Annotated in this window: 15 protein-coding genes and 2 pseudogenes; 10 read left to right on the forward strand and 7 right to left on the reverse strand. The window is 54.3% G+C overall.

Annotation, left to right across the window (positions count from 1 at the left end; all coding sequences use genetic code 11):
- Window positions 1–457: 457 nt before the first annotated feature.
- Window positions 458–5,608 (forward strand): 3-keto-alpha-glucoside-1,2-lyase-like domain-containing protein, encoded by a 5,151-nt coding sequence (locus B1748_RS12380; protein WP_256975637.1) that lies wholly within the window; start codon window positions 458–460, stop codon window positions 5,606–5,608.
- Between the two features lie 193 nt (window positions 5,609–5,801).
- On the opposite strand, the gene B1748_RS12385 is transcribed toward B1748_RS12380, so the two are convergent.
- Entirely contained in the window at window positions 5,802–6,929 is a 1,128-nt protein-coding gene (locus tag B1748_RS12385; RefSeq protein ID WP_087568221.1) for a Gfo/Idh/MocA family protein, read from the reverse strand.
- Between the two features lie 174 nt (window positions 6,930–7,103).
- Here B1748_RS12385 and B1748_RS12390 point away from each other — a divergent pair, with 174 nt between their 5' ends.
- Entirely contained in the window at window positions 7,104–7,970 is an 867-nt protein-coding gene (locus tag B1748_RS12390; protein WP_087568222.1) for an AraC family transcriptional regulator, read from the forward strand.
- Window positions 7,971–7,992: 22 nt separating this feature from the next.
- On the opposite strand, the gene B1748_RS12395 is transcribed toward B1748_RS12390, so the two are convergent.
- Window positions 7,993–8,427, reverse strand: a complete 435-nt coding sequence (locus B1748_RS12395) for a hypothetical protein (protein WP_087568223.1) — start codon at window positions 8,425–8,427, stop codon at window positions 7,993–7,995.
- Window positions 8,428–8,606: 179 nt separating this feature from the next.
- Between B1748_RS12395 and B1748_RS12400 the strand changes: the two genes are divergently transcribed.
- The 8 genes and pseudogenes from B1748_RS12400 to B1748_RS12430 all read left to right on the forward strand — a co-directional run bounded on the left by B1748_RS12400 (window position 8,607) and on the right by B1748_RS12430 (window position 16,825).
- The gene (locus B1748_RS12400; RefSeq protein ID WP_087568291.1) at window positions 8,607–9,641 is read left to right on the forward strand and encodes an agmatine deiminase family protein; all 1,035 of its coding nucleotides are present in this window, start codon (window positions 8,607–8,609) and stop codon (window positions 9,639–9,641) included.
- 29 nt (window positions 9,642–9,670) lie between these two features.
- Window positions 9,671–10,549, forward strand: coding sequence for an N-carbamoylputrescine amidase (gene aguB, locus B1748_RS12405; RefSeq protein ID WP_087568224.1), 879 nt, complete (start codon window positions 9,671–9,673; stop codon window positions 10,547–10,549).
- 761 nt (window positions 10,550–11,310) lie between these two features.
- Window positions 11,311–11,656, forward strand: a pseudogene (locus tag B1748_RS38010) (response regulator); the annotation flags it as partial.
- A 62-nt stretch (window positions 11,657–11,718) separates the two neighbouring features.
- Window positions 11,719–11,925 (forward strand): annotated as a pseudogene (locus B1748_RS38015) (response regulator transcription factor); the annotation flags it as partial.
- A complete protein-coding gene (locus tag B1748_RS38020) occupies window positions 11,925–13,394 on the forward strand; it encodes a sensor histidine kinase (protein WP_373271271.1) in 1,470 nt (489 codons plus the stop codon). The pseudogene B1748_RS38015 and the gene B1748_RS38020, both read left to right, overlap by 1 nt.
- A 122-nt stretch (window positions 13,395–13,516) precedes the next feature.
- Window positions 13,517–14,461, forward strand: coding sequence for an ABC transporter ATP-binding protein (locus B1748_RS12420; RefSeq protein WP_087568226.1), 945 nt, complete (start codon window positions 13,517–13,519; stop codon window positions 14,459–14,461).
- 30 nt (window positions 14,462–14,491) lie between these two features.
- A complete protein-coding gene (locus B1748_RS12425; protein ID WP_087568227.1) occupies window positions 14,492–15,667 on the forward strand; it encodes an ABC transporter permease in 1,176 nt (391 codons plus the stop codon).
- Window positions 15,668–16,825: an ABC transporter permease gene (locus tag B1748_RS12430; protein WP_087568228.1), complete on the forward strand. Its 1,158-nt coding sequence runs from the start codon at window positions 15,668–15,670 to the stop codon at window positions 16,823–16,825.
- Between the two features lie 803 nt (window positions 16,826–17,628).
- Here B1748_RS12430 and B1748_RS12435 read toward each other — a convergent pair.
- From B1748_RS12435 to B1748_RS12455, 5 genes are all read right to left on the reverse strand, one after another.
- Complete coding sequence (locus B1748_RS12435; RefSeq protein ID WP_179215554.1) at window positions 17,629–18,495, reverse strand: AraC family transcriptional regulator; 867 nt, start codon at window positions 18,493–18,495, stop codon at window positions 17,629–17,631.
- A 170-nt stretch (window positions 18,496–18,665) separates the two neighbouring features.
- The gene (locus B1748_RS12440) at window positions 18,666–18,845 is read right to left on the reverse strand and encodes a glycoside hydrolase family 99-like domain-containing protein (RefSeq protein WP_087568229.1); all 180 of its coding nucleotides are present in this window, start codon (window positions 18,843–18,845) and stop codon (window positions 18,666–18,668) included.
- Window positions 18,846–18,986: 141 nt separating this feature from the next.
- Window positions 18,987–23,048 carry a discoidin domain-containing protein gene (locus B1748_RS12445; RefSeq protein ID WP_087568230.1) on the reverse strand — a complete coding sequence of 1,354 codons (4,062 nt, stop codon included), beginning with the start codon at window positions 23,046–23,048 and terminating at the stop codon, window positions 18,987–18,989.
- A 78-nt stretch (window positions 23,049–23,126) separates the two neighbouring features.
- Window positions 23,127–25,490, reverse strand: a complete 2,364-nt coding sequence (locus tag B1748_RS12450) for a glycoside hydrolase family 36 protein (RefSeq protein ID WP_179215555.1) — start codon at window positions 25,488–25,490, stop codon at window positions 23,127–23,129.
- Entirely contained in the window at window positions 25,475–26,785 is a 1,311-nt protein-coding gene (locus tag B1748_RS12455) for an FAD-dependent oxidoreductase (protein ID WP_087568232.1), read from the reverse strand. The genes B1748_RS12450 and B1748_RS12455 overlap by 16 nt, the downstream gene beginning before the upstream one ends.
- Window positions 26,786–26,787: the final 2 nt, after the last annotated feature.

A 26,787-nucleotide genomic window follows, 5' to 3' on the forward strand; every position in this document is an offset into this window, starting at 1 on the left:
ACCGATGTTAAGCTACGAGGACCCCGCTCGGGCAATGTCCTTGCATACGATTTTCGGAAAGCGCTGTCATTCTTCGGAGCAAACATGCCCTTTATTGGGTCCCCCCTCATTATCCAGGTTTTCTCTCAAATTCGATTATAATCTCTGATCGGACAAAAAAGAGTGCGGCAGGTTCACTCTTTTGGGATAAATTCTAATGGTTCGACAACACCGATCGAGCCATCGAGTCCTCTTCGCTGCAGATCCGGTTTCGGGCGAAAACCCTACAATTTTATCCCTCGAGAGTGAGATTACCTCACTCCTTTCTAGATCGACAAGGATTATAGTAAATGAATGGTTCCAGGAGAGGGGGCAACCGAGATAAACCGAATTGCTTTATGTTGATAGCGCTTGCATAAGCGGGACCCAGTGTAGCCATCAGGGGGAGAATATTGATCTTACGGAGGTATGCATGTTTATGAGAAAAGTGTTGAGTCTTTTATTAGTATTTGCAGTCATGCTCACAGGGTTGATGCCGCAAGCTGCCCGTGCGGCTGAAATGGTCGAAACCGACTTTGTAGCTTCAACGGGTACCGCGAATGCGGAAACCAATGCGCCTTTGCTTCAAGCAACGGAAGGGGCGGCAATCATTCAGAACTACCCCATGCCCTCTATTTATGCACCATCCAGTGTCTATTCATTGAAAGCGGATGATCAGGCGGTTCCAGTCATCCATTACAAGTCCGAATATGACTACGCCCAATTTTCTTTCGAAGGAACGGTCACCATCGAGGTTACGGCGGACAAACCGATTACGTCGTATTCGATCAGCCCGCTGGCCAAAAATATCACGGGAACGGTCGATGGGAATAAGCTGACATTTACGCTGTCTACCTCTACCTACTTGATCGTGGATATTAATGAAGATCCGAATGAAAAGGTAGATGAAAGCGATCCGGCAAAGATAAGGAAAAGACTTGTCATTGCGGCCGATCCGCTGGAGACGGATATTCCCGCCGCCTCCGGCCCCGGCATTTACAATGTGACGGCAGCGCCTTACCATGCGGACAATACAGGGGCTACAATGGCTTCCAATGGTATTCAACAGGCCATTGACGACGCCCATCAAGCCGGAGGCGGCACAGTTTATATTCCAGCCGGCGTCTACACCTCCAGCAATCTGACCTTGAAAAGCAATGTCGACTTCTACCTGGCCGGAGGCGCCGTCATCGTAGGTACGGGCAAAGGCGAGGATTACCGGGTCGACTTTCGCAAGGATTCGCTCTCTAGAGATGGAACCTACTTTATCAGCACGGCAGTCGATTCCGAGAATATCTCCATGCGGGGACGCGGAACCATCGATGGCAAAGGGGTTGAAATGCGAAATCGCAAGATGACGAATGCCCCTTCTACTCATAAGCAAGGGGAAGGCTTCATCAACAACCTGTTGGTGCCGATTGCGACCAGCAACTTTACATTCGACGGGTTGATGCTGCGGGATGCCGGCTTCTGGACCTTCATGGTGGTCCGTTCCGACAACGTAACCATAACCAATTATAAGGTATTCCAGGATTTGCGCATGCTTGAGAATGACGGCATCGATATTAACGAAAGTCAGAACGTGCTGGTCAAACATGCCCTCGCAATCTCGGACGACGATGCCTATTCCACCAAAACCTGGCCGCAAATGGGTATGTCCAAGGATTGGCCAGGCGCAATTGAGCATCTATCCAACGTGGTCTTCGACGACTGCCTCGCCTGGACCCGCACCGCGGCTTTCAAGCTTGGCATGGGCATAACCACGCCCCAAATCGGCGTAACCATCAAGAATTCATTTGTATATCAAAGCGCCAGAGCACTGCTTGTCGACCATGCTTTTACAAATAATCCGCTTCCGGTGGAAGGTTACGCTCAGGATGTTACGTTCGAGAATATCGATATCGAACGGGTCGGCATTAATCAATTCGGAAATTATTGGTTCAGGGTTTCCACCAGCACAGCCGGAGATGTAAGCAATATCCTGTTCAAGAATATTAATGTTCGCCAGACGGGAGGCACATCACAGATTCAAGGAAATCCAACCAAAGGCGGGATGGTGAACGGGTTGACGTTCACCGACGTTTATGTAAAGGGCGTGCTAGCGAGAAGCCTGAGCGACCTGAAAGCATCCGTGAGGAATGAAAATGTGCGCGGAGTGGCCTTCGCCAATACGATTCCGCCTATCTTCAGCGATGACTTCGAAGACGGAACACTTGAGAAGTGGGTCCTTCGGCCTGAGGATAGCTGGACAGTTATAACGGATGAAGCAGCTTTAAATGCAGGAAAATTTCTATCCAGCGGGAATCGGACCAGCGCTTCGCTCCTGCTGTCCAAAGAGGGCGCTTCATGGAGCGATTACGCCTTTGAAGTCCGAACGCATCCTCACTTGGCAAACGGCAAAGAAAACGCAGGCCTGATCTTCAGGGCGGCGGATGCAAGCAACTATTATATGTACCGAATCAATGCGGACGCCAAGAGGCTGGAGCTGTTTAAAGCCACAGGCGGAACCTTGACCCGTATAGAGGCTGCCGACACTGCGTTTACGCCTAGCAAGCAGTGGTACACGATAAAAGTGGCCCTTCAAGGCAATACGATCCAAGCTTATGTGGACGGCGTGTTGATGACGACCTGGACTAATCCTGTCGATGAATTAACAACAGGAGGCGTCGGATTCCGAACCACCTCGGCCAATGTGAAGTTTGACGATGTCGTCGTTTCCGCCATTAATCTGGCGCCGACCGATATGATGCTTTCAAATGATCTTCTGGTGGAAAATACGGCTGTAGGCAGCTTCGTTGGCGCCTTCTCCACAGCAGATCCCGATGAAGGGGATACATTTTCATACACGCTTGCAGCAGGAGAGGGAGATACCGACAATGGAAGCTTCTCCATTCCCGTGCTTGGGAACACGCTGATTCTCCGTACTAACCTGGATTACAAAACCAAAGACAGCTACAGCATCCGGGTGCGGAGCACAGATTCAGGCGGACTTTTTTATGAAAAGAGCTTTACGATTCATATCATAGAGGCGGATGACTTGCCCATAGAATCCGATCCAAACAACGTTCTTTACAGTCATGTTTTCGCGGACGGGAATACCGCAGGATGGACCTCCAGCGGAGGCACCTGGCGGGTAGAATCGGAAGAAGACTCGAATGTCCTGGTTCAAAAAGCGGATACGACGGCCTTCCTTCTCCTTACAGAAGGCGATTCATGGAGTGATTATTCCTATGAAGCCGATGTACGTGTTCACATCTCCAATGCCAATGCAGGCATTGTCTTCAGAGTACAGGATAACAAAAATTTCTATATGTACCGGCTCAACGTAAACAACAAAAAACTGGAATTATACAAATCCGTGGATGGAGCCATGACACTCTTATCCAGCACGGCCATCACGGCTGCGGCGAAACAATGGTATACATTGAAAGTGCTTGTATACGGGAATGCGATAAAGGGTTATATGGATGGGGAATTACAATTGGAATGGACCAATCCCGTAATCGAATGGACAACAGGCTCGATAGGCTTTAGAACAACATCAGTAAATACGGCCTATCGCAATGTTCTCGTTACAGGCATTAAGCAGGCGCAAACGGAGGTCCCTACGGCCGATGCGTCGAATAACACCATAACCCTAGACCGCAGCAGTGTGACGGCAGGCGATACGGTAACGATTACGGCAACCGGCGACAGACAGAATGAAAGCGGAACAGTGATGAGTGAGGAGCGCTATTATCCCGTTGAATGGAGCTCTGCCGAGCTTGGACAATCGGGGGAATTCGCGTTAAGCGATCAGGTTTATACTTCCACCTTCACCACTTCAGCAGAAGGACAGTACCTCATAGAGGTTACTTTCCAGAAGCAAAGCTGGGATGGAGCCGCTTGGCTTGACGTCACTACCGATACGAAATCGGCCTTATTGACAGTCACCGAGATCGACAACGGTGGAGAAACACCATTGCCTCCAACGGCCGACGCTTCCAAAAACACCGTAACCCTCGGCCGCAGCAGCGCTACGGCAGGCGATGCGGTAACGATTACGGCAGCAGGCGACAGACAGAATGAAAGCGGAGCTCAGCTAGGCGAGGATCGGTATTATCCCGCTCTATGGAGCTCAACCGAAGCCGGAAAATCCGGGGTATTCACGGTAACCGAGGGGGTCTATTCCTCCAGCTATACCACTTCGACGGCAGGACAATACCTCGTTGAGGTTACTTTCCAAAAACAAATCTGGGATGGAACCGCCTGGATGGACGACGCAACCGATACGAAATCGGCCGCCTTGACAGTCAATGCCAAGGTCGACAGCGGTGGAGAAATACCATCGTCGCCGCCAACGGGCAACAATGGTGGAGATACACCGGCAGTCGGAATCAGTACGGAAACTACGACTCAAGAGAACGGCAATAGCGTCACAATCGTTACCATCGATCCTGCCAGACTGGAGCAGAAGCTGTCCCAGGAGAACAATGGCGCAACGATTGCCATTCCGGTGAATACACAATCCGACAAGGTCGTCGTGGAGTTGACGGGACAGATGGTGAAGCTTCTGGAAGCAAAGGAGACGCTGCTGCTGATCATAACAGACAAGGCAACTTATACGCTGGCAGCGGCGCAAATCAAAATGGATTCCGTGTCGCGTCAGCTGGGAACTCAGTTGTCCTTGCAGGACATCAAGGTCCATATTACGATAGCAACGCCTGCAGCGGATACGGTAAATCTGGTGCAGGACACTGCGGAGCGTCAAGGTTATCAGATTGTTGCACAGCCTATAGAATTCAAGATCATCGCCAGCAGCAACAGTAGCGATGTGGAGATTTCAAAATTCGACGGTTATGTGCAAAGAAACATTGCGCTCCCCGAGGGTTCCCGCTCGGGCACGATCACAACAGGCGTTGTCCTGGGCTCTGACGGCTCCTTGTCACATGTGCCTACAAAAGTCGTTATCATCGACGGAAAGCCTTATGCTCAAATCGCAAGCTTGACCAATAGCGTCTATTCGGTTGTTTCAAGCCCCAAAACCTTTGCGGACGTTCATACGCATTGGGCCAAGGAGGAGATCAATGATTTAGGCTCCCGACTTGTGATTAATGGCAACGGAGAAGGCAAGTTTGAGCCTGCAAGAGATATTACCCGCGCGGAATTCGCCGCGATTGTCATTAGGGGACTCGGGGTTATGCGCTCCGGTACCGGTAAGGATATTTTCGATGATGTAACCAAAGACAACTGGTTTTATGATGCCGTTGCCATCGCGCACGAGTATGGGATCATAGAAGGATATGAAGACGGTACATTCAGGCCTGCGGATAAAATCACGCGTGAGCAAGCCATGACCATGACAGCTAGAGCGATGAAATTAACCGGCTTGAACGTGGAGCTTGCCGAGAATGAAGCTGAACAGTTGCTGTCCATGTTCGAGGATGTCGGCGATGCTTCCGACTATGCCGCACAAAGCATCGCATCCTGCTTGAAGGCTGGAATCATTAATGGACGGGATGTCCATGTATTGGCGCCAAAAAACAATATGACGCGTGCGGAGGTTGCTGTCATTGTAACGAGGCTCTTGCAGCAATCGGACTTGATTTAGTCGTCAGCTTACAGCTTAATAGTTTCATTGCGAGTAGGAGGGGGACGTCTAGCCCCCTCTCTATTCGTGCTGTCCGCCACTGGCATATTCGTCAGCATTATAGTCGAACGCGCCGAAATGCCAAAAGAGCTCCGCAACCCGGAAGGAATATCCGAAGCTGTGAAGCCCATATGCGCCTATGCCTAGTTCGATGTTATGTCCGCTTCCGGTAACGAGAGCTTTCGATCCTTTCCTGCAACTGCGCATAATACAATTCTTCGTCAATCGGCAAGTCCACCCAATTGTCGATCCAGGTGGATAGCAGCATCGCGTTGGATAACATCAATCCTTTAATGCCTTCCTCGCCCGGAGCGATCAGCTCTTCGCCATGTAAGATCGCGTTTGTCCAATTGCGCATAATGCCTCTATGATTCGAATTTTCCCCAACGATCGGAACATCGCATTTCCAACATTCCGGCTGGCCAAAGCCACCCTTGAAGTTTGCATTGAATTCCCGTTCGGATTCGCGCAGGCGCCAAAAGGTCAGCTTGTTGTCTTCAATGACAACTTTTCCGCGGTCGCCGCTGATTTCGAGTCTATTGGTGCCAGGCGATTCACCGGTTGTCGTTACGAATACGCCAGTCGCCCCATTCTCATATTCAACAAAAGCCGTTACATCATCTTCGACTTCAATATCGCGATGTTTGCCAAAATAACAGAAGGCTCGAACCCGCTTTGGCATCATGCTGATCGTCCATTGCCACAAATCGAGTTGATGCGGATCCTGATTCAGCAAAACTCCGCCGCCTTCGCCTTCCCATGTCGCTCTCCATTTGCCTGAATCATAGTAGCTTTGCGAGCGGTACCAGTTCGTAATAATCCAGTTGGTTCGTCTGATTTCGCCAAGCTCCCCGCTGTCCACCAAATCTTTCACTTTTCGGTATAACGGGTTTGTACGCTGGTTGTACATCATGCTGAATTTTACGTCTGTTTTGGCATAGGCGTCATTCATCTCGCGAACTTGCTTGGTAAATACACCGGCAGGTTTCTCTACCATGACATGCAAACCGCGCTCGAAACATGCAATTGCCAGTTCCGGGTGCGAATAATGCGGAGTTGCGATCAATATTCCGTCAACCTTGCCGGAATCCATCATTTCATAAGGATCGGCATAAATGCTAACCCCTTCATCTACGTTATCTTTTGCCCATTGCCTCCCCGCTTCCGCGTTGTCGCTGACTGCCGTCAGCTTCGCCCCGGGAACATCTCCTTTCAAAATATAACGGATATGTCCTTTGCCCATATTTCCAAGTCCAATAACGCCTAAACGCATAAATTCCATTTCCGGCGAGCTCCTTATCATCTCGAATTTATTGTCAAATCCTGCAAAAAACCCTTGTCGCTTAGTGGTATCGTACCACTGCGAGAAGAGGGGAACTTCATTCGTATTTATGTAATAAAATTTTTATTTGACTGTGGTTGGTGTATAATAAGTGTACTTGCAGGAGGAATTCAAATGAATAACAAGATGCGAATTAAGACTCCTTTTATAATGGTCACATCGACCAGCTATAACAATCAAACGAAATACCATACCCATTTCCATTATGAAATTTATTATTTTCGCGGGGGCAAGGTCAATTATTTGATTAACGACCGCATTCATGTACTGGAGCCAGGCGATATGCTGCTGATGCACGGCATGACTTTGCACAAAGCGCATATCATCAATAACGATGCTTACATACGCACCACGCTGCACTTCGATCCCTCTTTCTTCAAACAATATATTCAGCCTGCCTCCGCTCCGGATTTGCTTGCGCCCTTCGAGAAGCTTCACAATATCCGGCTGCAGCTTCGAAACGAAGACAAGGCCGAAGTAGAAGCCGAGCTGCAAAAGCTTGAAGAGTTGTACCTTCAGCATAAACCTCATGCCCATCTGCGGTTTCAGGCCCGTCTTCTGGATCTGCTCATTCTCATTTATGATCTTTGCGAAAAGCCACTTCAAACGGTATCGTCATTCCCAACATTTAAGGAACAGCATGTTCAATCCATTATTTCTTATATAGAAGCCGCGTTCAGGGAAGAGATCACGCTTGATGCCATTCAAAACGAGCTGCATTTAAACAAATATTATTTGTCCAAAACCTTTAAAGAAGTGACCGGCATGACCATTTTCCAGCATTTGATGCATCGCCGAATTTACCAGGCCAAGCTTGAATTGATCGAGCTCGGAAACAGTATTACCGAAATCGGCTATGAGGTCGGATTCAAGCATCCTTCGCATTTTAGCCGCGTATTCAAGGAGCATACGGGCATGACGCCGGAACGCTATCGCAAGAAACACAAGCTTCATGCCGGCCCGTCCCGCTTTAACAGTTAAAATTGCTGACTTCTACCCGATGTCAGTAACAATTCTGATCGATCTTCACACCGTCATTGCTTACAGTAACGTCAGTCTGCCCGGACAAAGATTCCGTGTATGAGCATATGCCGTAAGTTTCCGTTCTGCCGCTGGAATCGGTCACCTTCAAGTAGATGCCGCCCTCGCCTTGAATGCTAAGTTTAGGCTTGAATGTTACCTTGTCCCCGCTGGCGAGGGGATTTGCCAATGTATCTTTGGAGCCGGTCTCCACGATGTCGCCGTTATTGCCGCTCTGAAGAATGCCAGCCTCGATTGCCACAAAATCGAAGTCCGATTGATTGTCGATTCGAACGGTGAAGCTTTTGAACATGTTGAAGAAGTCGGGATGATCGTTATAAACGGACCTTGCGCCTGCGATCGTCAAAGCAAGAATGGCAATAAAACAACCGATAACAATAAGCACTTTTTTCTTCATCTTACTCCCGCCTTTCTAATGGAAACAACGTCAGATCCTTTAGGGAAGCCGCAACGATGGATATCCTCTAAAATCCGACAATTGAGACCAAGGTTGATTTGTTATATGATAAGGATGGTTTCAGCGGCAATGAACGTCTGAAGTACTTTGCGATTGCGATAATGGGGGAACCAATTCATATGAATCCGAAACAATTGAATTATACAATGCCGGCCGAATGGACTGAGCATGAACGTACGTTTATCAGTTGGCCGGTACAAGCCTCGATGGTCTATCCCGAGCATTATGAGCAAGTCAGCGCCGGTTATGCGGAGCTGGTAAATGCCATTGCGGAATTCGAGCCGATCACGATTGTCGTAAATCCCCAGGATCTCGACAAAGTGAGCTCGCTATTTGCGGGCAACGATGCCGTGGAATGCCTGCCTATCGCGCATAACGATGCTTGGCTGCGCGATAATGGCCCGACATTCGTCGTAAACCGCGATGGAGAGCTGGCCGGCGTGAACTGGAAGTTCAACGCCTGGGGCGGCAAATATTCGCCATGGGATCTGGACGATGCCGTAGCGCCGCAAATTCTGAAGCATGTCGGCGTAAAACAATTCGACGCCCCGTTGGTCATGGAAGGCGGCTCAATCCATACGGATGGCGAAGGCACCTTGCTCACGACAGAAGAGTGCCTGCTTAATACGAACCGCAATCCGGAGCTTAGCCGCGAGCAGATCGAAGCTTATGTCAAAGAATTCGTGAACGTAGACAACATCATCTGGCTAAAACGCGGACTTAGCGGCGACGAGACGGACGGTCACGTCGACAACATCGCTTGCTACGCGGCGCCAGGCAAGGTTATCCTGCAAGTATGCGATGATCCATCCGACGACAACTACGCGATTACGCAGGAAAACCGCCGCATTTTGAGCGAAGCGGTAGACGCGAAGGGCCGCAAGCTGGAGGTTATCGAGCTCGAGCAGCCGCCTTACGCCGAATACGAGGAGTCTCGTCTTACGCTGAGCTATTTGAATTTCTACTTCGTCAACGGCGGCATCATCCTGCCAGTGTTCGGCGGAGCGGCGGAGGAGACCGACCGCAAGGCTACCCGGAAGCTGCAGGCGGCGTTCCCGGATCGCCGGATCCGCACGATTGACGGCATGGCCATCATTCGCGAGGGCGGCAACGTCCATTGCACGACGCAGCAAATGCCCGCTCGACGGGCGTAACAGAAACAACAAGGAGGGCCAACATACCCATGAGAACCGTTAAAGTAGCAGCTACTCAGATGAGCTGCACAACGAATATAGAAGAGAATATCCGCAAAGCAGAGAAACTGGTACGCGAAGCGGCGGCGCAAGGCGCGCAGATCATCCTGCTGCAGGAGCTGTTCGAGACACCGTATTTCTGCCAGAAGGAGAAAGCCGACTACTACGTCTACGCGACGGAGCTGGAAGAGAACAAGGCAATCAATCACTTCCGCGGTATCGCGAAAGAACTGAACGTCGTGCTGCCGATCAGCTTTTACGAGAAGAAAAACTACGCGCGCTACAACTCGCTCGCGGTCATCGACGCCGACGGAGAGGTGCTTGGCAAATACCGCAAGAGCCATATCCCGGACGGACCGGGTTATGAGGAGAAGTTTTATTTTAACCCCGGCGATACGGGCTTCAAAGTATGGAAGACGCGTTACGCCAAGATCGGCATCGGCGTATGCTGGGATCAATGGTATCCGGAAGCGGCACGCAGCATGGCGTTAATGGGCGCGGAGCTGCTGTTCTACCCGACGGCGATCGGCTCCGAGCCGCAGGACGGCACGATCGACTCCAAGGACCACTGGCAGATGTGCATGAGAGGCCACGCGGCTTGCAACCTGATGCCGGTCATCGCGTCCAACCGCATCGGCGAAGAGGGCGACGAAGATTCCTCGATCAACTTCTACGGATCCTCGTTCATCGCGGGTCCTCAAGGCAACATGGTGGCCGAGGCGGGTCGCGACGAAGAGACGGTGCTTGTCGCCGAGTTCGATCTCGACCAGCTCGAAGTGCAGCGCATAGAGTGGGGGATCTTCCGCGACCGTCGTCCGGATCTGTATGGCGTCATCGCATCTTACGACGGCGAGATTCGGGTTCGCTAAATGCTTCTGAGAACTCCTTGGCCTCCCGGTTAAGGAGTTTTTTTCTATTTGCATGGAAGGTGCCATTATATCTTATACCGTTTACGTCGATCTTTGGATACTACTATAGGGAGATGCCGTCGCTATACCTCTTTTGCCCAGACAATTCGTAAAGTCATTAATGCCGCCAGAACTTCAGGAAATCAGTGTATTCCCATACCGACCTCCCGACTATACCCGACAAACGTTTCCCGCCCATTAAGAAAAGTTTAAAATTTCCTTATTTTGTTTTTGTCCCTGGCAATGTTACTCTCCCCCTATGAATCGTTCGACGGAGCGCGCGGGATTTCCCATTTTCGATTCTCCGAACGAAGACCGCATCTGCATTTCGAGCCTAACGGACATAGACGACATTATTGGAATGGAAACGCCCTTATTCGAATTCTAACGGACGGGAGAAACGCTATTTGGTCAGTAACCAGCTGCTCTCAGCCTCATTCGCACGAATAAGGTCATCCGTGTCCGTTAGATTTCAAGATCGGCGATTTGAGGCAGAATAGCGCCTCCGGTGTCCGTTAGAATGCTTGCGCGGAATGGAGCAGGAAGCGCATCGACCACCCGATGCCGCAGAGTAGACTGCCTGCATTATTCGTTTACAACGCCACCGGCATGCGATAAGATCAAAACAAATCGAGGCGGGAGCGGACATCGAGAAGGGGGAAGCGGAGACATTGAAAATTACCGTATTGATAGCGGACGACAACTCGTTCATCCGGGAAGGGATGAAGATCATCTTGTCCACTTTCGAGGAGTTCGAGGTGCTGGCGACGGTGCAGGATGGGGCGGAAGCGGTGGCCTATTGCGAAGAGCATGAGGTGGATGTCGCGCTGCTGGACGTGCAGATGCCGAATATGAACGGCGTGGAGGCGACGGGCCGAATCACGCAGCGGACGCGGACGAAGGTGCTTATTCTGACGACGTTCGACGAGGATCGTTTCATTTCGGAGGCGGTTCGAAACGGGGCGAAAGGTTATCTTTTGAAGAACAATGATCCCGAGGAAATCCGCGATGCGATCCGCACGGTACATAACGGGCATCATGTGCTGCAGGACGTCGTAATGGAGAAGCTTGCCGCTGGCCTGATGAGCCAAGCGGAGGATCAGAAACCGGCGAAGAACGGCGCGGGAACGAACATCGACAAGGACCTCTTTACGGCGAGGGAATTGGAGATCATGTCGCTGATCGCGAAAGGACTGTCCAACAAGGAGATCGCGAAGCAAGCCTTCTTGTCGGAGGGCACGGTCGCCAACCACATCACATCCATTCTGGGCAAAACGGGGCTCGAACATCGTACGCAAATCGCGATCTATTATTTGACCGGAGAGGGGCGCCGCTGATGGAGCGCGATCTGCGGCCCGAAACATGGCTGATGGGCTTCAAGCTCGTCCTGCTGCTATACGTCGTCTTCACGACTTACGGGGACGGCCGGCAGGCCCTGGACACGATCGCGATCCTTCTGTACATCAGCTTTGACTTGCTGGCGTATATGAAGCGCGGGCTAGCGTGGAAAGGTGCCGCTCAGACGCTCGCGACGTTGTTCATCGTCGCTGCGGCCTATTTCGTCGAGCCGGCGATGGCGCTGTTCTTGCCGATTCAGCTGTATGGAATAGCCGCGAGTATGGCGGATTTCCTGTCGTCAGAGCGCGTGCGCGGACGGGAGTATAGCCAAACGCGCGTCCCGGCGCGGCAGGCGTCCGAGGCGGCGTATAGCCAAATGCGTGGCCCGGCGCGTCAGGCGTCCGAAGCGGCGTATAGGCAAATGCGCGGCTCGGCGCTTCAAGCCTCCGAAGCGGCGTATAGCCAAACGAGCGGCTCGGCGCGGCAGGCGTCCGGAGCGGCGTATACGACGACGCGCTCGAGTTGGCCGGACGGGAGCGAGCGGTATGCGGACGCCCCCGGCGGTCCGCCGCTTTCCGGCACACTGCAGCCGACAGCGGAACGCGGCGTCCATGACAATTCCGGATTCTCGCAATGGCATGCTCTCTTATACTTGCCTGCCTTGGCGCCGCTGCCGCTTCTTCAAGGCGACTTGCAGGCTTCCTACGGACTAATCGCCTTGCTCTCGTTGCTGTTCCATTGGCTGCTGGACAGGCACGCCCGTCAATCCGCGACGGCCAAGGCTGCGATGGAGGCGCTGCGCGCCGACATCCATCGCCTGCAAAGGAGTCTTGGCGAGAGCAACGACTACATCCGCCAATCGGAGTATACGTTCAAGCTGGAGGAACGCAACCGTCTCTCGCAGGATATTCACGACAAGATCGGGCATTCCATGACGGGAGCGCTCATTCAGATGGAGGCGGCCAAACGGCTGCAGGCCAAAGATCCGGAACGTTCCGCCGAGCTGCTGGGCAACGCGATCGCCATATCCAAGGAAGGCATCGAGAGCATTCGCCTCGTCCTCCGGGACATGAAGCCGTTGGCCGAGCAGCTTGGGCTGAACCGGCTGCGGCTGTTCATCGACGAATTTGCGGCCACGCACGAGGGGCTGCGCGTCGCGCTTACCTTCGAGGGGGACGTGGGCCGAATCGAGCAGCTGCACTGGCAAATTATCCATCGCAACGTGACGGAGGCGCTGACGAACGCGGCGAAGTATGCGCGGGCAACCACCGTGTCGGTCCATATCGAGGTGTTGAACACGATGGTGAAGGCCGGCGTCTCCGACAACGGAGTCGGAGCTTCGAAGATCGTGAAGGGACTCGGCATCGCCGGCATGGAGGAACGGGCGGCGTCCGCGAACGGCAAGGTCATCGTAGACGGCTCGGCGGGTTTCTCCGTCACGACGCTCCTTCCTTGCGGCAAGGCATGAGTATCGCCATATCCATAACCATGAGATTTCTCATGTCAGAAGATGAACTTACGCACTTCCGCGGGGTTCATCTTTTTTTGTACGATAAGGGCAAGACGAAAGAGTTACGGGAGGGAATGCGGATGAACGTACTGCAACTGGAGGGATTGACGAAGTCATTCGGCGACTTTACAGCCGTGGACGGACTGTCGCTTAGCATAAGGGAGGGCGAAATATTCGGACTCTTGGGCCCCAACGGCGCGGGCAAAAGCACGGCGATCCACATGATCGCGGGTTTGATTCCGGCGAGCAAAGGCGAGATTCGGCTGCTGGATCGCAATATAGCGCGAAACGGCAGGTTCGCGAAGTCGAACATCGGCTTCGTGCCGCAGGAAATTGCCATCTACGAGGATATGACGGCTTACGAGAATGTGCATTTTTTTGCCGGATTATATGGATTGAGGGGCGCGGAGCTGAAGAGCCGCACGGAGGAGGCTCTCGCGTTCGCGGGGCTCGACGACAAGCATAAGAGCTTCCCGCGGAATTTCTCGGGGGGCATGAAACGGAGGCTGAACATCGCTTGCGCCATTGCCCACCGTCCGAAGCTGATCATGATGGATGAGCCGACGGTCGGCATCGACCCGCAGTCCCGCAGCTACATTCTGAATTCCGTCAGGAAGCTTAACGAGATGGGCTGCACCATTATCTACACGAGCCATTACATGGAGGAAGTCGAAGAGCTTTGCACCCGCATCGCGATTATGGATCATGGCAAGATGATCGCGGAAGGGACGAAGGCGCAGCTCAAGTCGATCATTACCGACCGAAAGACGCTGATGATCGAGCTGAAATCCGCGGAAAGACTGAACGAGGAGAAGCTTTGCGGCATCGCCGGAGTGAGGGCCGTGGCCTTAGACGTTGAGGGGAGCGCGGTTCGCGTAGAATCGGACGCCGAGGTCAACAACCTGAACCGGGTTCTTCAATGCATAATGGAGAGCGGCATGGAGATCCGCTCGGTCGACGAGAGACAACCGAGTCTGGAGACGGTTTTTCTGACGCTGACCGGCCGCAGCTTGAGGGATGATTAGAATGGCAGGAGAAGAAAGGAGGAGAACCGCGTGAACGTTTGGCGAATTGCGATGAAGGAATTGATGACGTCGAGAGACCCGGCGATGCTGATCTTTATGCTGGCTACGCCCGTTCTGCTCATTCTCATTCTCGGCTCGGTGCTGTCGGGCAACTTCAACGGCAAAGAGGCCGTAGGAACCGTCCGCGTATTGTACTCGGCAAGCGGGGACGAAGCAGTGAAGGAGCATTGGGAGTCCTGGATCGGCAGATCTATCGACGAGACAGATGGGCTCGAAGGCACGGAGCGGGGCGACAGGGGGATTATAGTAAAGGGGATCGCCTTCGATGAAGCCAAGATGGGAGAGCAAGCGGCGATCGACGAGGTGAAAAACGGCGATTACATCGGCTATGCAACGATTGGCGACGAGGGCATCCGCTATTACGGCAACGACCGGATCGGAGCCGAGAACGCGATCGTCCAGGGCTTGTTATTGGCATACGCGGACCATCGCAAGCTGTCTCTCGTCTTCCCGGAAGCTGCGGGCGCGGCCGAGGGGGCCGCATCATCGGGAGAACATTTCGAGACAAGGAAGCTGCAAGCGCCGCCGAAGCCGAACGCCATCGATTATTATTCGGTAGCCGTGACGACGATGATCATCATGTACATCTCCATGACGGCGGGCCTCCTGATCGAGAACGAACGCGTTCGCCATACGGCTAATCGCCTGCTGGTGGCGCCGGTGACGAAGGCGGAGATTTTTGCCGGCAAAATAACGGGGTCGCTCCTGCTTCATTTGTTCTTCGTCATCCTTATCGTGCTTCTCAGCAAATATATGTACGGAGCCGATTGGGGAGACAATCCCGTTATGGTGCTGCTGGTGCTGGCTTCGCAAATCGTGTTCGCGATCAGCTTGGGGCTTGGCAGCAGCTATATGCTCGGATCGAAGGCGTCCGGCGCCGTCATCATGACGATCATTCAACTGGCGGCGCTCTTCGGCGGATCGTACTTCCAGAACGTGGATAACGGGGATTCCTTCAGCAAGTTGACGCGATTCTCGCCGCTGGATTGGACCAACGACGGGCTGCTTTCGGTCATTTACGGCGGCGTGGAAAGTCCCATTGGCGGGATGTCCGCGGAATACGCGGCGATCCTTCTGAACATGGGCTTCTCCGTCCTGTTCCTGGCCGCTGCGATTGGGATCATGCGCAGAAAGGAAGGGTTATAGATGAAGGATATGATCTGGTTGTTGCGAAGGACGATACGGTCCATGCTGCGGGGATATAAAAGCTTGCTGGTTTTCCTGATTACGCCGGTCATCGGCATCGTGCTGGCCTTTCTTATCATCGGAGGCAGCGCCAATCCCAGCCCGCTTAACGTGGGAGTCGTGAATCTGGACGCGGGGGAGCCGGTATCGGATGGCGTCCTGGCCTATCTGGAAGACATCGAACCTATGGAAATCGCGACGCTTCCGTCCATCGGCGAGGCCGAAAAAGTCGTGCTGTCGGGGGAGCTGGATGTCGCGATTACCATACCGGAAGGTTACGCGCAGGCTCTAATTGAGGGGCGTGCGGATGCGAGAGCGGAGTTAATGGCTCTGGAAGGCTCGGAAGTCGCTTTTTACGTGGAGCTCATGCTTAATCGGTACGTCGAAAACGTAAGCGCGCTTGCGGCGGCAACGTCCGGGGACGTCTCCGGCTTCGAGGAACGGTATGCACAGCTCGTCGCGGCCGAATTCGGTCTGCGGAAGGAAACGGCGGAGGATCTCTCCGCGGGGCGGGACATGACGAACCGATCCATTGGTTACCTCGTGATCGTCATGATGTTCTCCGCCGTCAGCTTGTCGACCCATATGATCAAAGAGAGGGAGAACCGGACTTATTACAGGCTGTTGGCCGCCCCCTCTTCCTCCAGAGCCTACGTGGCGTCGAACGTCGCCGCCAATGTCCTGCTTCTCATGCTTCAGGTAGCCGTCGTGCTAACGGTCATGACGGTGGGCTTCGGCATCCGGCCCGGGGCCCCACTCTGGAGCATTGCGCTTGCGCTCGTGTTATTTGCATGGGTGGCGGTGGGATTGTCCTTGGTCATCGTCGCGTTCTCGCGAAACGCCATATCCGCGAACGCGCTGCAGAACCTGCTGATCATTCCCACTTGCTTGATCGCAGGCTGCATGTTCCCCGTGGAGGCCATGCCGACGCCGCTGCGGGCGATTGCCGAGTTTCTGCCGCAGCGATGGCTGCTGGAGGGCATCGACGGGCTGCAATCCGGCGCGCCTGCAGCGACGCTGGTTCTGAACGGCCTCACTTTGGCGGCGTTCGCGTTAACCTTCTGCCTCGTCGCGGCCTACAAGTTCGGACGCAATCGGGATACGAGGACTTTCATTTAAGAATAGCGGCAGCGGCGGAAGGAGGCCGTTTCTCCACATAAATGCGGTCGCTCCACCGAAGCGCTTAGATAGAAGTTTTTTCTCATAATTATAGAATTTATAAAATATTCGAGGTGGGATGTCTCCCGCCTCTTTTTTTTGTTGTGGTAAAAGTATGGAACCCAACATTCTGAAACGCATCGGTGACACCCGTGCCGCCCCACCGCGCGCTGGGAGCTGCACGCGGTGCAGATCGCTGACTAGCTGTCTTTCAAGATTTAAGTCGGCGACATCGACCTAAAGCTAGCCGATTGGCTGCTTTTCAAGCTTTAGATCGGCGCCATCGACCTAAAGCTAGCCGACTGGTGCCTTTCAAGATTTAAGTCGGCGACATCGATCTAAAGCTCGCTGACTAGCTGCTTTTCAAGATTTAAGTCGGCGACATCGACCTGAAGCTAGCCGACTGGCTGCTTTTCAAGATTTAAGTCGGCGACATCGACCTAAAGCTAGCCGACTGGCTGCTTTTCAAGATTTAGATCGGCGACATCGATCTAAAGCTAGCCGACTGGCTGCTTTTCAAGATTTAAGTCGGCGTCATCGATCTAAAGCTCACCGAATAGCTGTTTATCAAGATTTAAGTCGGCGTCATCGATCTAAAGCTCGCTGACTAGCTGTCTTTCAAGATTTAAGTCGGCGCCATCGATCTAAAGCATTCGAAAACCGAAATGCTATTTGGCGATTAAACCTGCCTCATGCTTCCGAAGCAACTTTGCTTTGCAAAGCTGCAGGTCGCTCATCTCTGAAAGGCCACGATAGAGGTTTTCTCACTTGGCTTTCTTGATGATCGGTATCCATACCTCGCAGCGATATTCTTCGGATGTCGTATCGCCGTCCGTATAGGCTTCGATCTCCGGACCGCCGGCATGTTCGTAGCCCGTGGCGGGGAACCACTCCGAGTAGATGCGCCCGAAGAGGCTTTGGATGGCGTCCGGCATGGGGCCGATGGACGTAAAGATCGCCCAAGTCAAGGCGGGAACCGCGCGCGCGACCAGATCGCCCGTTGCCTTGTCCTCGTCAGCCTTCACGGCGATCATATAGTTGAAGTCGCCCGTCTCGGGCTTCATGTCGAGGCAGACGCCAAGACAGAGTTCGCCCGGAGCCAGCTCCTCGAGTGCCCTAACCGTGCCATCCGCGTGGCTGGCTCCCCAGAACTTCGGTATTTCTCTGGTATTCTCGCCATCCACGCAGGATACGGCTAGCGACTTGCCTACGATCGTGAACGATTCCTTGTCTTCGATTCTGTAATCCATGTCTTGATCTCCCTTCAAGGATAAGTGGAAGGAGAGGCGGGGGAACGCCTTCAGCTGAACGCCGGGCAGCCGGGCCTCTGACGGCGCAATGCCGTGTATGCGGCGGAACGCCTTGGCGAACGATTCCGGCGAATCGTAGCCGTACTTGAGGGCAACGTCGAGAACCCTGGCGCTCGAAGCAGCCAGCTCCTGTGCGGCAAGCGTAAGCTTTCGCTTCCTGACGTATTCGGCCACCGACATGCCCGTTAGGAAGTGGAACATGCGCTGGAAGTGGAACGTGGACGAATGCGCCTTCTTCGCGATCTCTTCCATATCCAGCTTTTCTTCCATCTTCGTCTCCATGTAATCCAGGGCGTTCATCATGCGAATAAGCGCTTCCACCTGCGCGTCACCTTCCTTCGATTGTTATTTTATCAAGCGGGCTGCCGACAATCCTGTCATTGCGTGCGCTTCTCGAACAGGTTATCGGAAGCTTGCGATATAGAAGAAGGATGTGTTTATTATTCGATTCTTCTTTATTGAAATCCTCTAATCCTCTACATTCCGGAAGGCTATTCCAGCTTGAATACGGTCCGGATCGCCTCCAGGTACCCCATTCCATGTATCGTATCCGGTTCGATATAGCTGCCTTCCGTCCATTCATTCCATGAATTGATGGTCACAATCGGGGGTTTCGTCCCCCCCTCCAATAGAAACTGTTTGACCGATTGTAAAGAAGACTGGAATCCCATCCCATAGAGACGTTTGGGAAATAGGGGATGCGATATTGATCCCGGAATTTGTACCCGTCATTCTGCCTTCTTCGCGAAACTTTCATACTAATCCGGCCTACCTACTTCTATTTTATCATGCATCGATTATGCTCCTCACTCTTACTCTTTATAAATAGCAAACTCGATAATAATCGGCTGCGAGGTTCCCGACACAAAATATATGCGAGCCTTGCTGCCGGTAACCGGCGAGAAGTTGACCGTCAACGGCGTGTGCGCCGAGCTGCCGATTGTAGTGCCTGTATAGGCCGTCAGCCAGGAGCTTCCATTCCAATATTCGATGCGATAGGCCGAGGTTCGACTGCCGAACTCGCTCAATATAGCCTTGTTAAAGGTAACCGGGGTTCCAAAATCAACCTCCAGCCATTCATTCGCGAATTTGCCGACCCCCGCTTGCCAGTTGGTCTGGGTCATTCCGTCGAACGCCATGGCGGCATGTTGCGCGGAATTGTAATTGGATGAGCTTTGGTAGACGCGCCCGTAAGCATAATTAAACGGTCCCGAGGTCGTGGCCGCAATCGGCTGCGATAACTCGGTTTCCTTTCCGTCGATCAACGCCGATACTTTGTAGTAATACGTCGCTCCCTCCAGCAAATCGGCATTTCGGAAGTCGGTTGTTTCAAGTCCTTCGGCCACCGCCTCATATGCGCCGTCCGCATACATGCTGCGGTAAACCGAATAGGATTCGGCGCCCGGAATCGCATCCCATGCCAGCTTCGCCGTCTTCGGACCGCCAGCAGCCTGCAAGCCTTGGGGAACTTCATATAGCTCAAAGGCGTAAATAATCGGCTGCGAGGCAGCGGCGGTGAAATACAGCCTTGCTTTGCTTGCCGTCACTTCGGGAAAGTGGAGTTGCCGGCGGTCGAACACAGTCGCTCCGATCGTCGTCCCGCTATATGCCGTTTGCCAGGACGCGCCGTTCCAATATTGCACCTCGAACCCTTGCGTGCGATTGCCGAATTCGGACACAATGACTTTGTTGAAGACGACCGGCTCGCCGAAATCAACCTCCAGCCACTGGCCCGCCGTCTGGCCGACTGCCGCTTGCCAATTCGTGTTCTGCAAACCATCGAACGCTTTGTCGGCGGTCTGAGAGCCGTTGAATACGGAGGACGCGGCATATGTGCGATTGATGCTTAACGGCTGCGCTCCCGAAGTTACAGCTTGAACAGAAGCTGATCCCCCCATTTCATTGCCGTAGCTGTCGAAGGCGGCAAGCCGGTATCTGTACTCCCGTTTGTTCCCCAGCCCGGTGTCGGTATAGGCCAACATATTGCCCGCAGCGACGACACGACCGGGTTCGCCCTCTGCATCCTGTCGCCAAAGTTCATAATGGCTAGCCCCGGAGAGCGCATTCCAGGACAGTGATACGGTTCCGTGCCCCGAAACCGCAGCCAGTCCCGTCGGAGCATGATACAATTCCAACTCGTAAATAATCGGCTGCAGCGTGGCATGAACGATATACAGTCTTGCCTTGCTGCCGGTCACGGCCGGAAAGTTGAATGTGCGACGATCATTGGCGTCAGCCCCGATCGTCGTCCCGGTATACGCCGTCTGCCAGGCAGAACCGTTCCAATATTCAATGCGGAATGAAGTGATCCGATTGCCGTATTCGCTCACGACCGCCTGGTTGAATGTAGCGGCTCCTCCGAAATCAACCTCCAGCCATTGATTAAGCCGATCCAAATTGCCCGCCTGCCAGTTGGTCGACAGATTGCCGTCAAACGCTTTAGCCGCCTCCTGACCGGACGCAAAGGTCGTTGAGCTGCTGTACGTCCGATCGTACGCCAGGTTGCCCGGAAAACGATAGTAATAAACCATCGATGGCGAAGGCTCCAACCCGTCGGCTATTGTCACCGCTTTAAGGGTGGCGGCAGATTGAATGGTGATCGGCGAGGTATATACCAAGCCGTTATCGGCATTCGGCTCTGTGCCGTCCAATGTGTAATAGATCGCGGCTCCGGCAGTTGTCGTAGACAATGCCACCGTCACAGGCGAGCGATAGGATCCGCCTTTCTTGTCGGCATTCGGCGTCGCAGCCCGATCCGAGATTCGCTGAATGAGCAGCGCCCAATCCGACGAAGCGCTTGGCTGTGGGGGGATTTGCCACTCGTTGTTCCCGTCCGGAACGAATGCCGCCGAAATCGCCGTGTATTGGCCGGTACGCGGATTGTACCAGCTTGCTTGGTACGTTTCGCCAGACTCAAGCCCTTGCGCCTTGCCGGTATAAGTGGACGTATGCGAGGGCAAGTAAGCCGCAATTACCGCTCCATCCGCCGTAGAACGCTGATAAGGAGCTGCCTTGTTGTTAAGCGCCGGAGCGCCCTGCCATTGAACGCGAGCCGCGTCGGGGGTCATGTCCCACCAAGGAAGCGCGGTGAAAAAGTCCTTTAAAAACCGCATTTGCTCGCCCGCCGGTTTATGAATCGCTTCATACCATGGTGTCGGCGCCAGGTTCCATACCTGCCATGTGTCCTTCATGTCATGCGTAGCTTGCCAGATCCCCTCCGCGCCGTACGTAAAACCTGCGCTGCCGGCTATGAACGCGTTCCAGGCGGCTTCTCTCGTAAACGAGGAAGGGATGCCGTTAATGTTCTCGTAATTGACTTCCGCCTCGATCATAATTTTGGTCGGGGTTTCATTATAGTGGCCAAGCCAATAATCCTTGGATTTCTGAACGCCATGACCGGCCTGCAGGTAGTCCACTTGGTACCAGGGCTCATCTCGAAAGTTATTGGCATTCCATACGGCATTATGCAAAAAGTTTAGACGCTTGTAGGGGTCCTGTTCATAAATATACGCAGACACATTTCCCCAGGAAGCCGTGTTGCCGGTGGAATATTCGCCCGCACCCAGCCAAACTACCGGATAAGCCGCATATCGGGCCACGACATACCGGGCAAGCCGCATATAGTCCGCCTCATTGGCGGCTTCCAGATTGCGGCCCCAGTCGAGCCCGAGCGCAGCGGTCATTCCTTGCTCGGACAGATAAGCGATCCGTTCATCGACGCTTTGCCAAAACGCCGGGTTTAATTGCTTAAACAAGCCGTTGTTGTTAAGCGGCTGCATGCTTGTTCCATAGGGGACAAATTCGGTTATGGAGGCGGGACGCCCGGAGAGCGCTCCGGTAATCGTGACGCGCAAATAGCGTGCGGCGGCAGAGACCGCATCGGTGAAATTTTGGCCCGATGCACCCGATGAACGGTTCACCAGCGTATTGTACTGAATGCCGTTGGGGGAGCCTTCGATGATATACGACCATGTATCGGATTCGCCAAAATGCAAATCGAGTTGACCAATGGACGAAATCTCGCCGAGATCGATTTCAAGCCACTGCGGGTAAGTCGCGGCTGTAGCCTGCCAGCGCGTACCTAAATTGCCGTCCAGCGCTTTCTTGGCGCCGTGATGATCCCCGCCGCCGGATGGCGCTACGGCACTGGAAGCGGAGGCGGCGAGGCTTGCCGCCTGCCAGATCGGGCCGCCCTCATTGTAAGTGCCTTGGGGGGAAACATCTCCCCAGCTGCCGCCAAACAAGCTCATGGCATAAACGTTGTAGCCTTGCTCCTTGCGGATATCGGCCATCCCTTTGAACTGGGAATCGAACCTCGCATCATTGGAGCCGTTCAGGCTTTCCCGTCCGGATAATCCCATCCAGTGCGTATCGCCAAGCCAGAAGAACGGCGTTCCGTCGCTATAGGCAACATAACGGTTATTAACCGACGGCTGCAGGAATCCATGCCGGTAAATAGCCTGATCTCCCGTATAGGGAACTGCCGTAAAGCTGCCCGTTTGGTGCAGGCCGGCGTTTCCCGAATCGGTAGCGCTCGTCTCATAGGTCCATTCGCCAGCAACCGGCGGCGCGAACCGGATACGCCATACCGCATCTCCGTCCCAGAAGCCGGGAAGCTCCATCTCCAGTCCTCCCGGACCGCTGAATTGAGCGGATACCTGCACGTCCAGATAAGGATTGGCATACGTTTCGGAGCTGGATAACGTAATTTCATAAGGTTGCCACAACTCAATGTCAGGCTCCTGACTGGCCGAGACGCTTCCGGTAAGCGCTAACATAACGGATAATGAAAAAAATAACATGACCAACATGCTGATCCTGTAATAACCGGTAGTTCTTGTCCTGATGGTGTCGTCTTCGTCTAACAGGTTCATAACAAAATCCCCTCCACTCTTATGGTTGAGACCGGCCCCGCCGCATATGCAATATGCATCAGGCAGAGAGGCCGACTTTTAATCAAAAGCGATCCACAACAGCGGTTCCGTACAGCCTGAACAATGCAAAACGACAATGTCTCCGCCGTCATCCGCGATTACCGCATTGCTGGACTTGACGGCTTGGCGATACGACTCCGGTATGTGCACGTATACGGTGCCGCGCTTCGTATAACCCGGCCTCCATTGCAAGATCAACCGCCGCTCCGCTGCATCCCAGCACTCATCGCCGAATTCGGCCCAGCCTTGGGTAAAATGCATATCCGTTCCCGCCAGATGAGGATGCCCGGCAGCGGCGCGAAGCGCAAGCAACTGCATCGAATGAGGTTTTATTTCGTGAAGAGACAATTGGGCGTTCACCGCGTCGTCGGAAAGCAAAGCCGTCTCCTGCCGATCCCATAAGCTCCAACCGATTACCTGCTCTTCTTGATGGAAGCCGAGCTCTTGAAGGGGCAGTGACGGAGCATCCGGCGCATCGCTCCAATTGAATACGCCAAGCACGCTCCAACGCCGTCCGTTATCCTCGATAGACAGCTTCCAGAAGCGGGGAATATCCGGATTGAAGTAGTCGAGCGGAACAGCGACGCCGGGGCCGACAGGGAACAGCTGGCTAATAAGGGGCCGCCGCTCCTCTTCGAGCTCCGACAGCTTGTCGTTGTAGAACAGCAAACCGCCCGACAACGCCACGACGCCGGCCCACACTCGCGCCTCGTCCAGAGTCGGCGTGTAGTCGTCGACGATGCCCTCCGGCTCGTGTCCCCGGACAACCAGCGCATCCGGATCGTTGAAGCCGGCGCGCGGGTGCAGGAAATAGCGGGCGGCCATCGCTTGGGCGCAAATTTTCACCAGCTCCCAATACCCCGGCCGCTCCTGCAAGGCTGTATAAGTCCGCCTCGTAATATCCGGGGTCATCCGATTGGCGTCGATATACGGCCCCAGGCTCGCGAACAGGGGGGCCGCACAGCCCAAAATGAAACATTGATCCCCGGCCGCCTCGCGGATAACCCGCATCGCATTGCGATAAGCCCGCGCTGTCGTCGTCCCGGGATAATGCACCTGATCCCGCTCCAGGCTTGAGTGCGTGCCCTTGTCGGTAAATAGGGCGCGCACCAGAAAGTCAAGCTTGATGTAACGATACCCCCACTCGTGCACAGCCCGATGAATGAGCCGATGCAGGTATTGGAGCACCTCCGGATTCGTAATGTCCAGAACGTATTTGATATTGCTTTTCTCATGGAGCTCGAGCACATCGCTGCCGTTCGGATTCATCCCCGCTACCGGCTGCCCGTCCCTCCAGAGCAGCCAGTCCGGGTGTTCGTCGACCAGTTGCGAACCGGCATCCGCCAGCAACGGGGAAAACCATAAGCCGGGCTTGAAGCCCGCTTCGGCAATACGGGCCGCGAGCCACTCCATGCCATGCGGAAACTTGCCGTTTGCCTCCCAGTCCCCGAATCCCGTCTCCAGAAACCATCCCGCATCCACGACGACATACTCCGGCTGGATGTCCGGAAACTCCAGCAACGCCCGCACGTTGTCCAGTACGGCTTGCTCCGTCACGGTACCGTAGTAGTAATACCAGGAAATCCAGCCGGTAACCGGCTCGCGAAATGCGCTTGCCGGTATCATGGCTGCGCAAACGCGGTCCATGTAACGGCTGAGCAGCCGATCATGCCCATGATCGGTCATAAAGATCGCCCACTCCGTATCGGCGGTCTCGCCGGAACGGAGAACCAGGTTCTCGAGTTGATTGGCTACGCAGACATCGAAACCTTCGTTATTCGCATCTTGTCGCGCCAGCACATGCGGAAAGTAGGTGGCATGCGAGCTGCACCCGATCAAAAGATGCTGGTTCAATGTCGGCTCGTGCAGCACGGTAAAGCCGTCAAAATAATGGTTGCGACCCGGCTCGACCGCTTCAATGCCGATGTGCATGTCGGTAGACTGCAGCCCGACATTAAGCGCGAGCCAGTCGCGTCCTGCTGCAGTTGCTCCAATCTCGCCAGTACCAATTCCGCGCTCGTCTTCAATCGCCCGTGTTGCCGCGCAGCGCAGCTGCCCCTCGCACAAATGGGCGGCTGAGAGGACCAGCGGATCGTCGCCTTCATTGCGCAGCCGCAGCCTCCATTCCGCATATCCCTTATCCTCCGGCAGGATCAACTCCAGAGTGACCTGCAGCGCGTCATTCCGATAAACGTATCCGTATCGCTCCTCTTGTCCACGCCGAGGAGGGAGGATTTGCCTCTCGGGAAAGTCGGATATATCCCAGACATGCCCGTCCCCGCGCACAATGCGAAAGCCGAAATCAAGCGTTGCCTCCGCGGGCCGCTCCAGCCGGATCCTCCCGTCGGGCAAGGCCTGATGCCGAATTATAGTTTGTTCCACTGCGTCTCCTCCAGCCTCGATAGTGTAGCCCTTATGTCCGGCCAAGCGAGCTGCTGCGGCAACAAACGCCGGCTGGCGCATAACGCTGCCGCTGCTCCGGCGGCGTGGCCCATGGCGACCGCATTGCCCGTAACCCGGTAGCTGGAATGGGCAACGAAATCGCCGCTGATGCATCTGCCCGCAAGCAGCAGACCGTCCACGTCCGCCGCGATCAAAGCGCGGAACGGAATATCGTACGGCTTGCTCGACTTGCCGTCATCCCCGAAACCCTTGCCATCCTCGGGATTCGTTGAATGGATATCGATGCCGTATCTTACGCGGCATACGCCGTCCTCATGAACGCGGCCGGCCTGCAAGTCATGCTCGTCGACCGTATAGCGTCCTGCAATACGCCGCCCTTCCCTGATGCCGATCTGGGCGGCGGTGCTGACGATATGCAGGCCGCTCCACGCGCCGCCTGCCGCCCGCAGCCCGTCGATAATCCGGTGAAGCTCTTGCCTCGCCAGCATTGTCGCCTGCGATAGTTGCATGGCATCGGTCGCCTTCGCGCCGTACATATGATTAGCCATTAAAGCAAAGAGGCCGTCTCTGATATGAAACAACGACGGGCCGGAGTACGACGGGAACACGCCTGCTATGCCCATCTGATCCAGCAAACGCCGTTTGGGCTCCTCGCTGAGGCCATCCATCGTATAAGGCGCAACTTCCTCCGGACGAATGCCCGAGACGAGCGCCATAAGGCTAAGCGGCTGAGTCTCGCCGCTGTCAGGCCTTCCAAGCGCAAATCCGCAGCCCGCCTGTGCCGCCAGATCGCCGTCACCCGTCGCATCAATAAAGCAAGCGGCTGCCCATGCCTGCCGTCCCGATTTCGATTCGGTCAGCGCCAGCGCCAAACGGCCGCTTTCGTCGACCGCGGCGGAGCACACCCTCGTATGCAATTGAACGATGACGCCCGCTTCGCAGCACATCTCCTCCAGGAGCAACTTCATCGCTTCAGGATCGTACGTAAAATCTTCGCCCAGACTTTGCCGCCGGGCGCCCTTTTTATCCAGCCGCTCGATGATTTCCTTCATGATGCCCGGCTTGTTGCCGGCATCGATAATCCAGGACAACAAACCGGATGTCCAGATGCCGCCCAACGCTCCGTGCCCCTCGAGCAGCACCGTCTTCGCGCCCGTACGGGCGGCGGCAATCGCCGCCGATACCCCTGCGGGTCCGCCGCCGCATACGACGACATCGGCTTGCCGCAACACTTCAATATCCCGCGCCGGCTCCCGAAATAGTTCTGTACTCACCT

This window comes from Paenibacillus sp. MY03, assembly GCF_002165585.1.
GTDB lineage: Bacteria > Bacillota > Bacilli > Paenibacillales > Paenibacillaceae > Pristimantibacillus > Pristimantibacillus agaridevorans.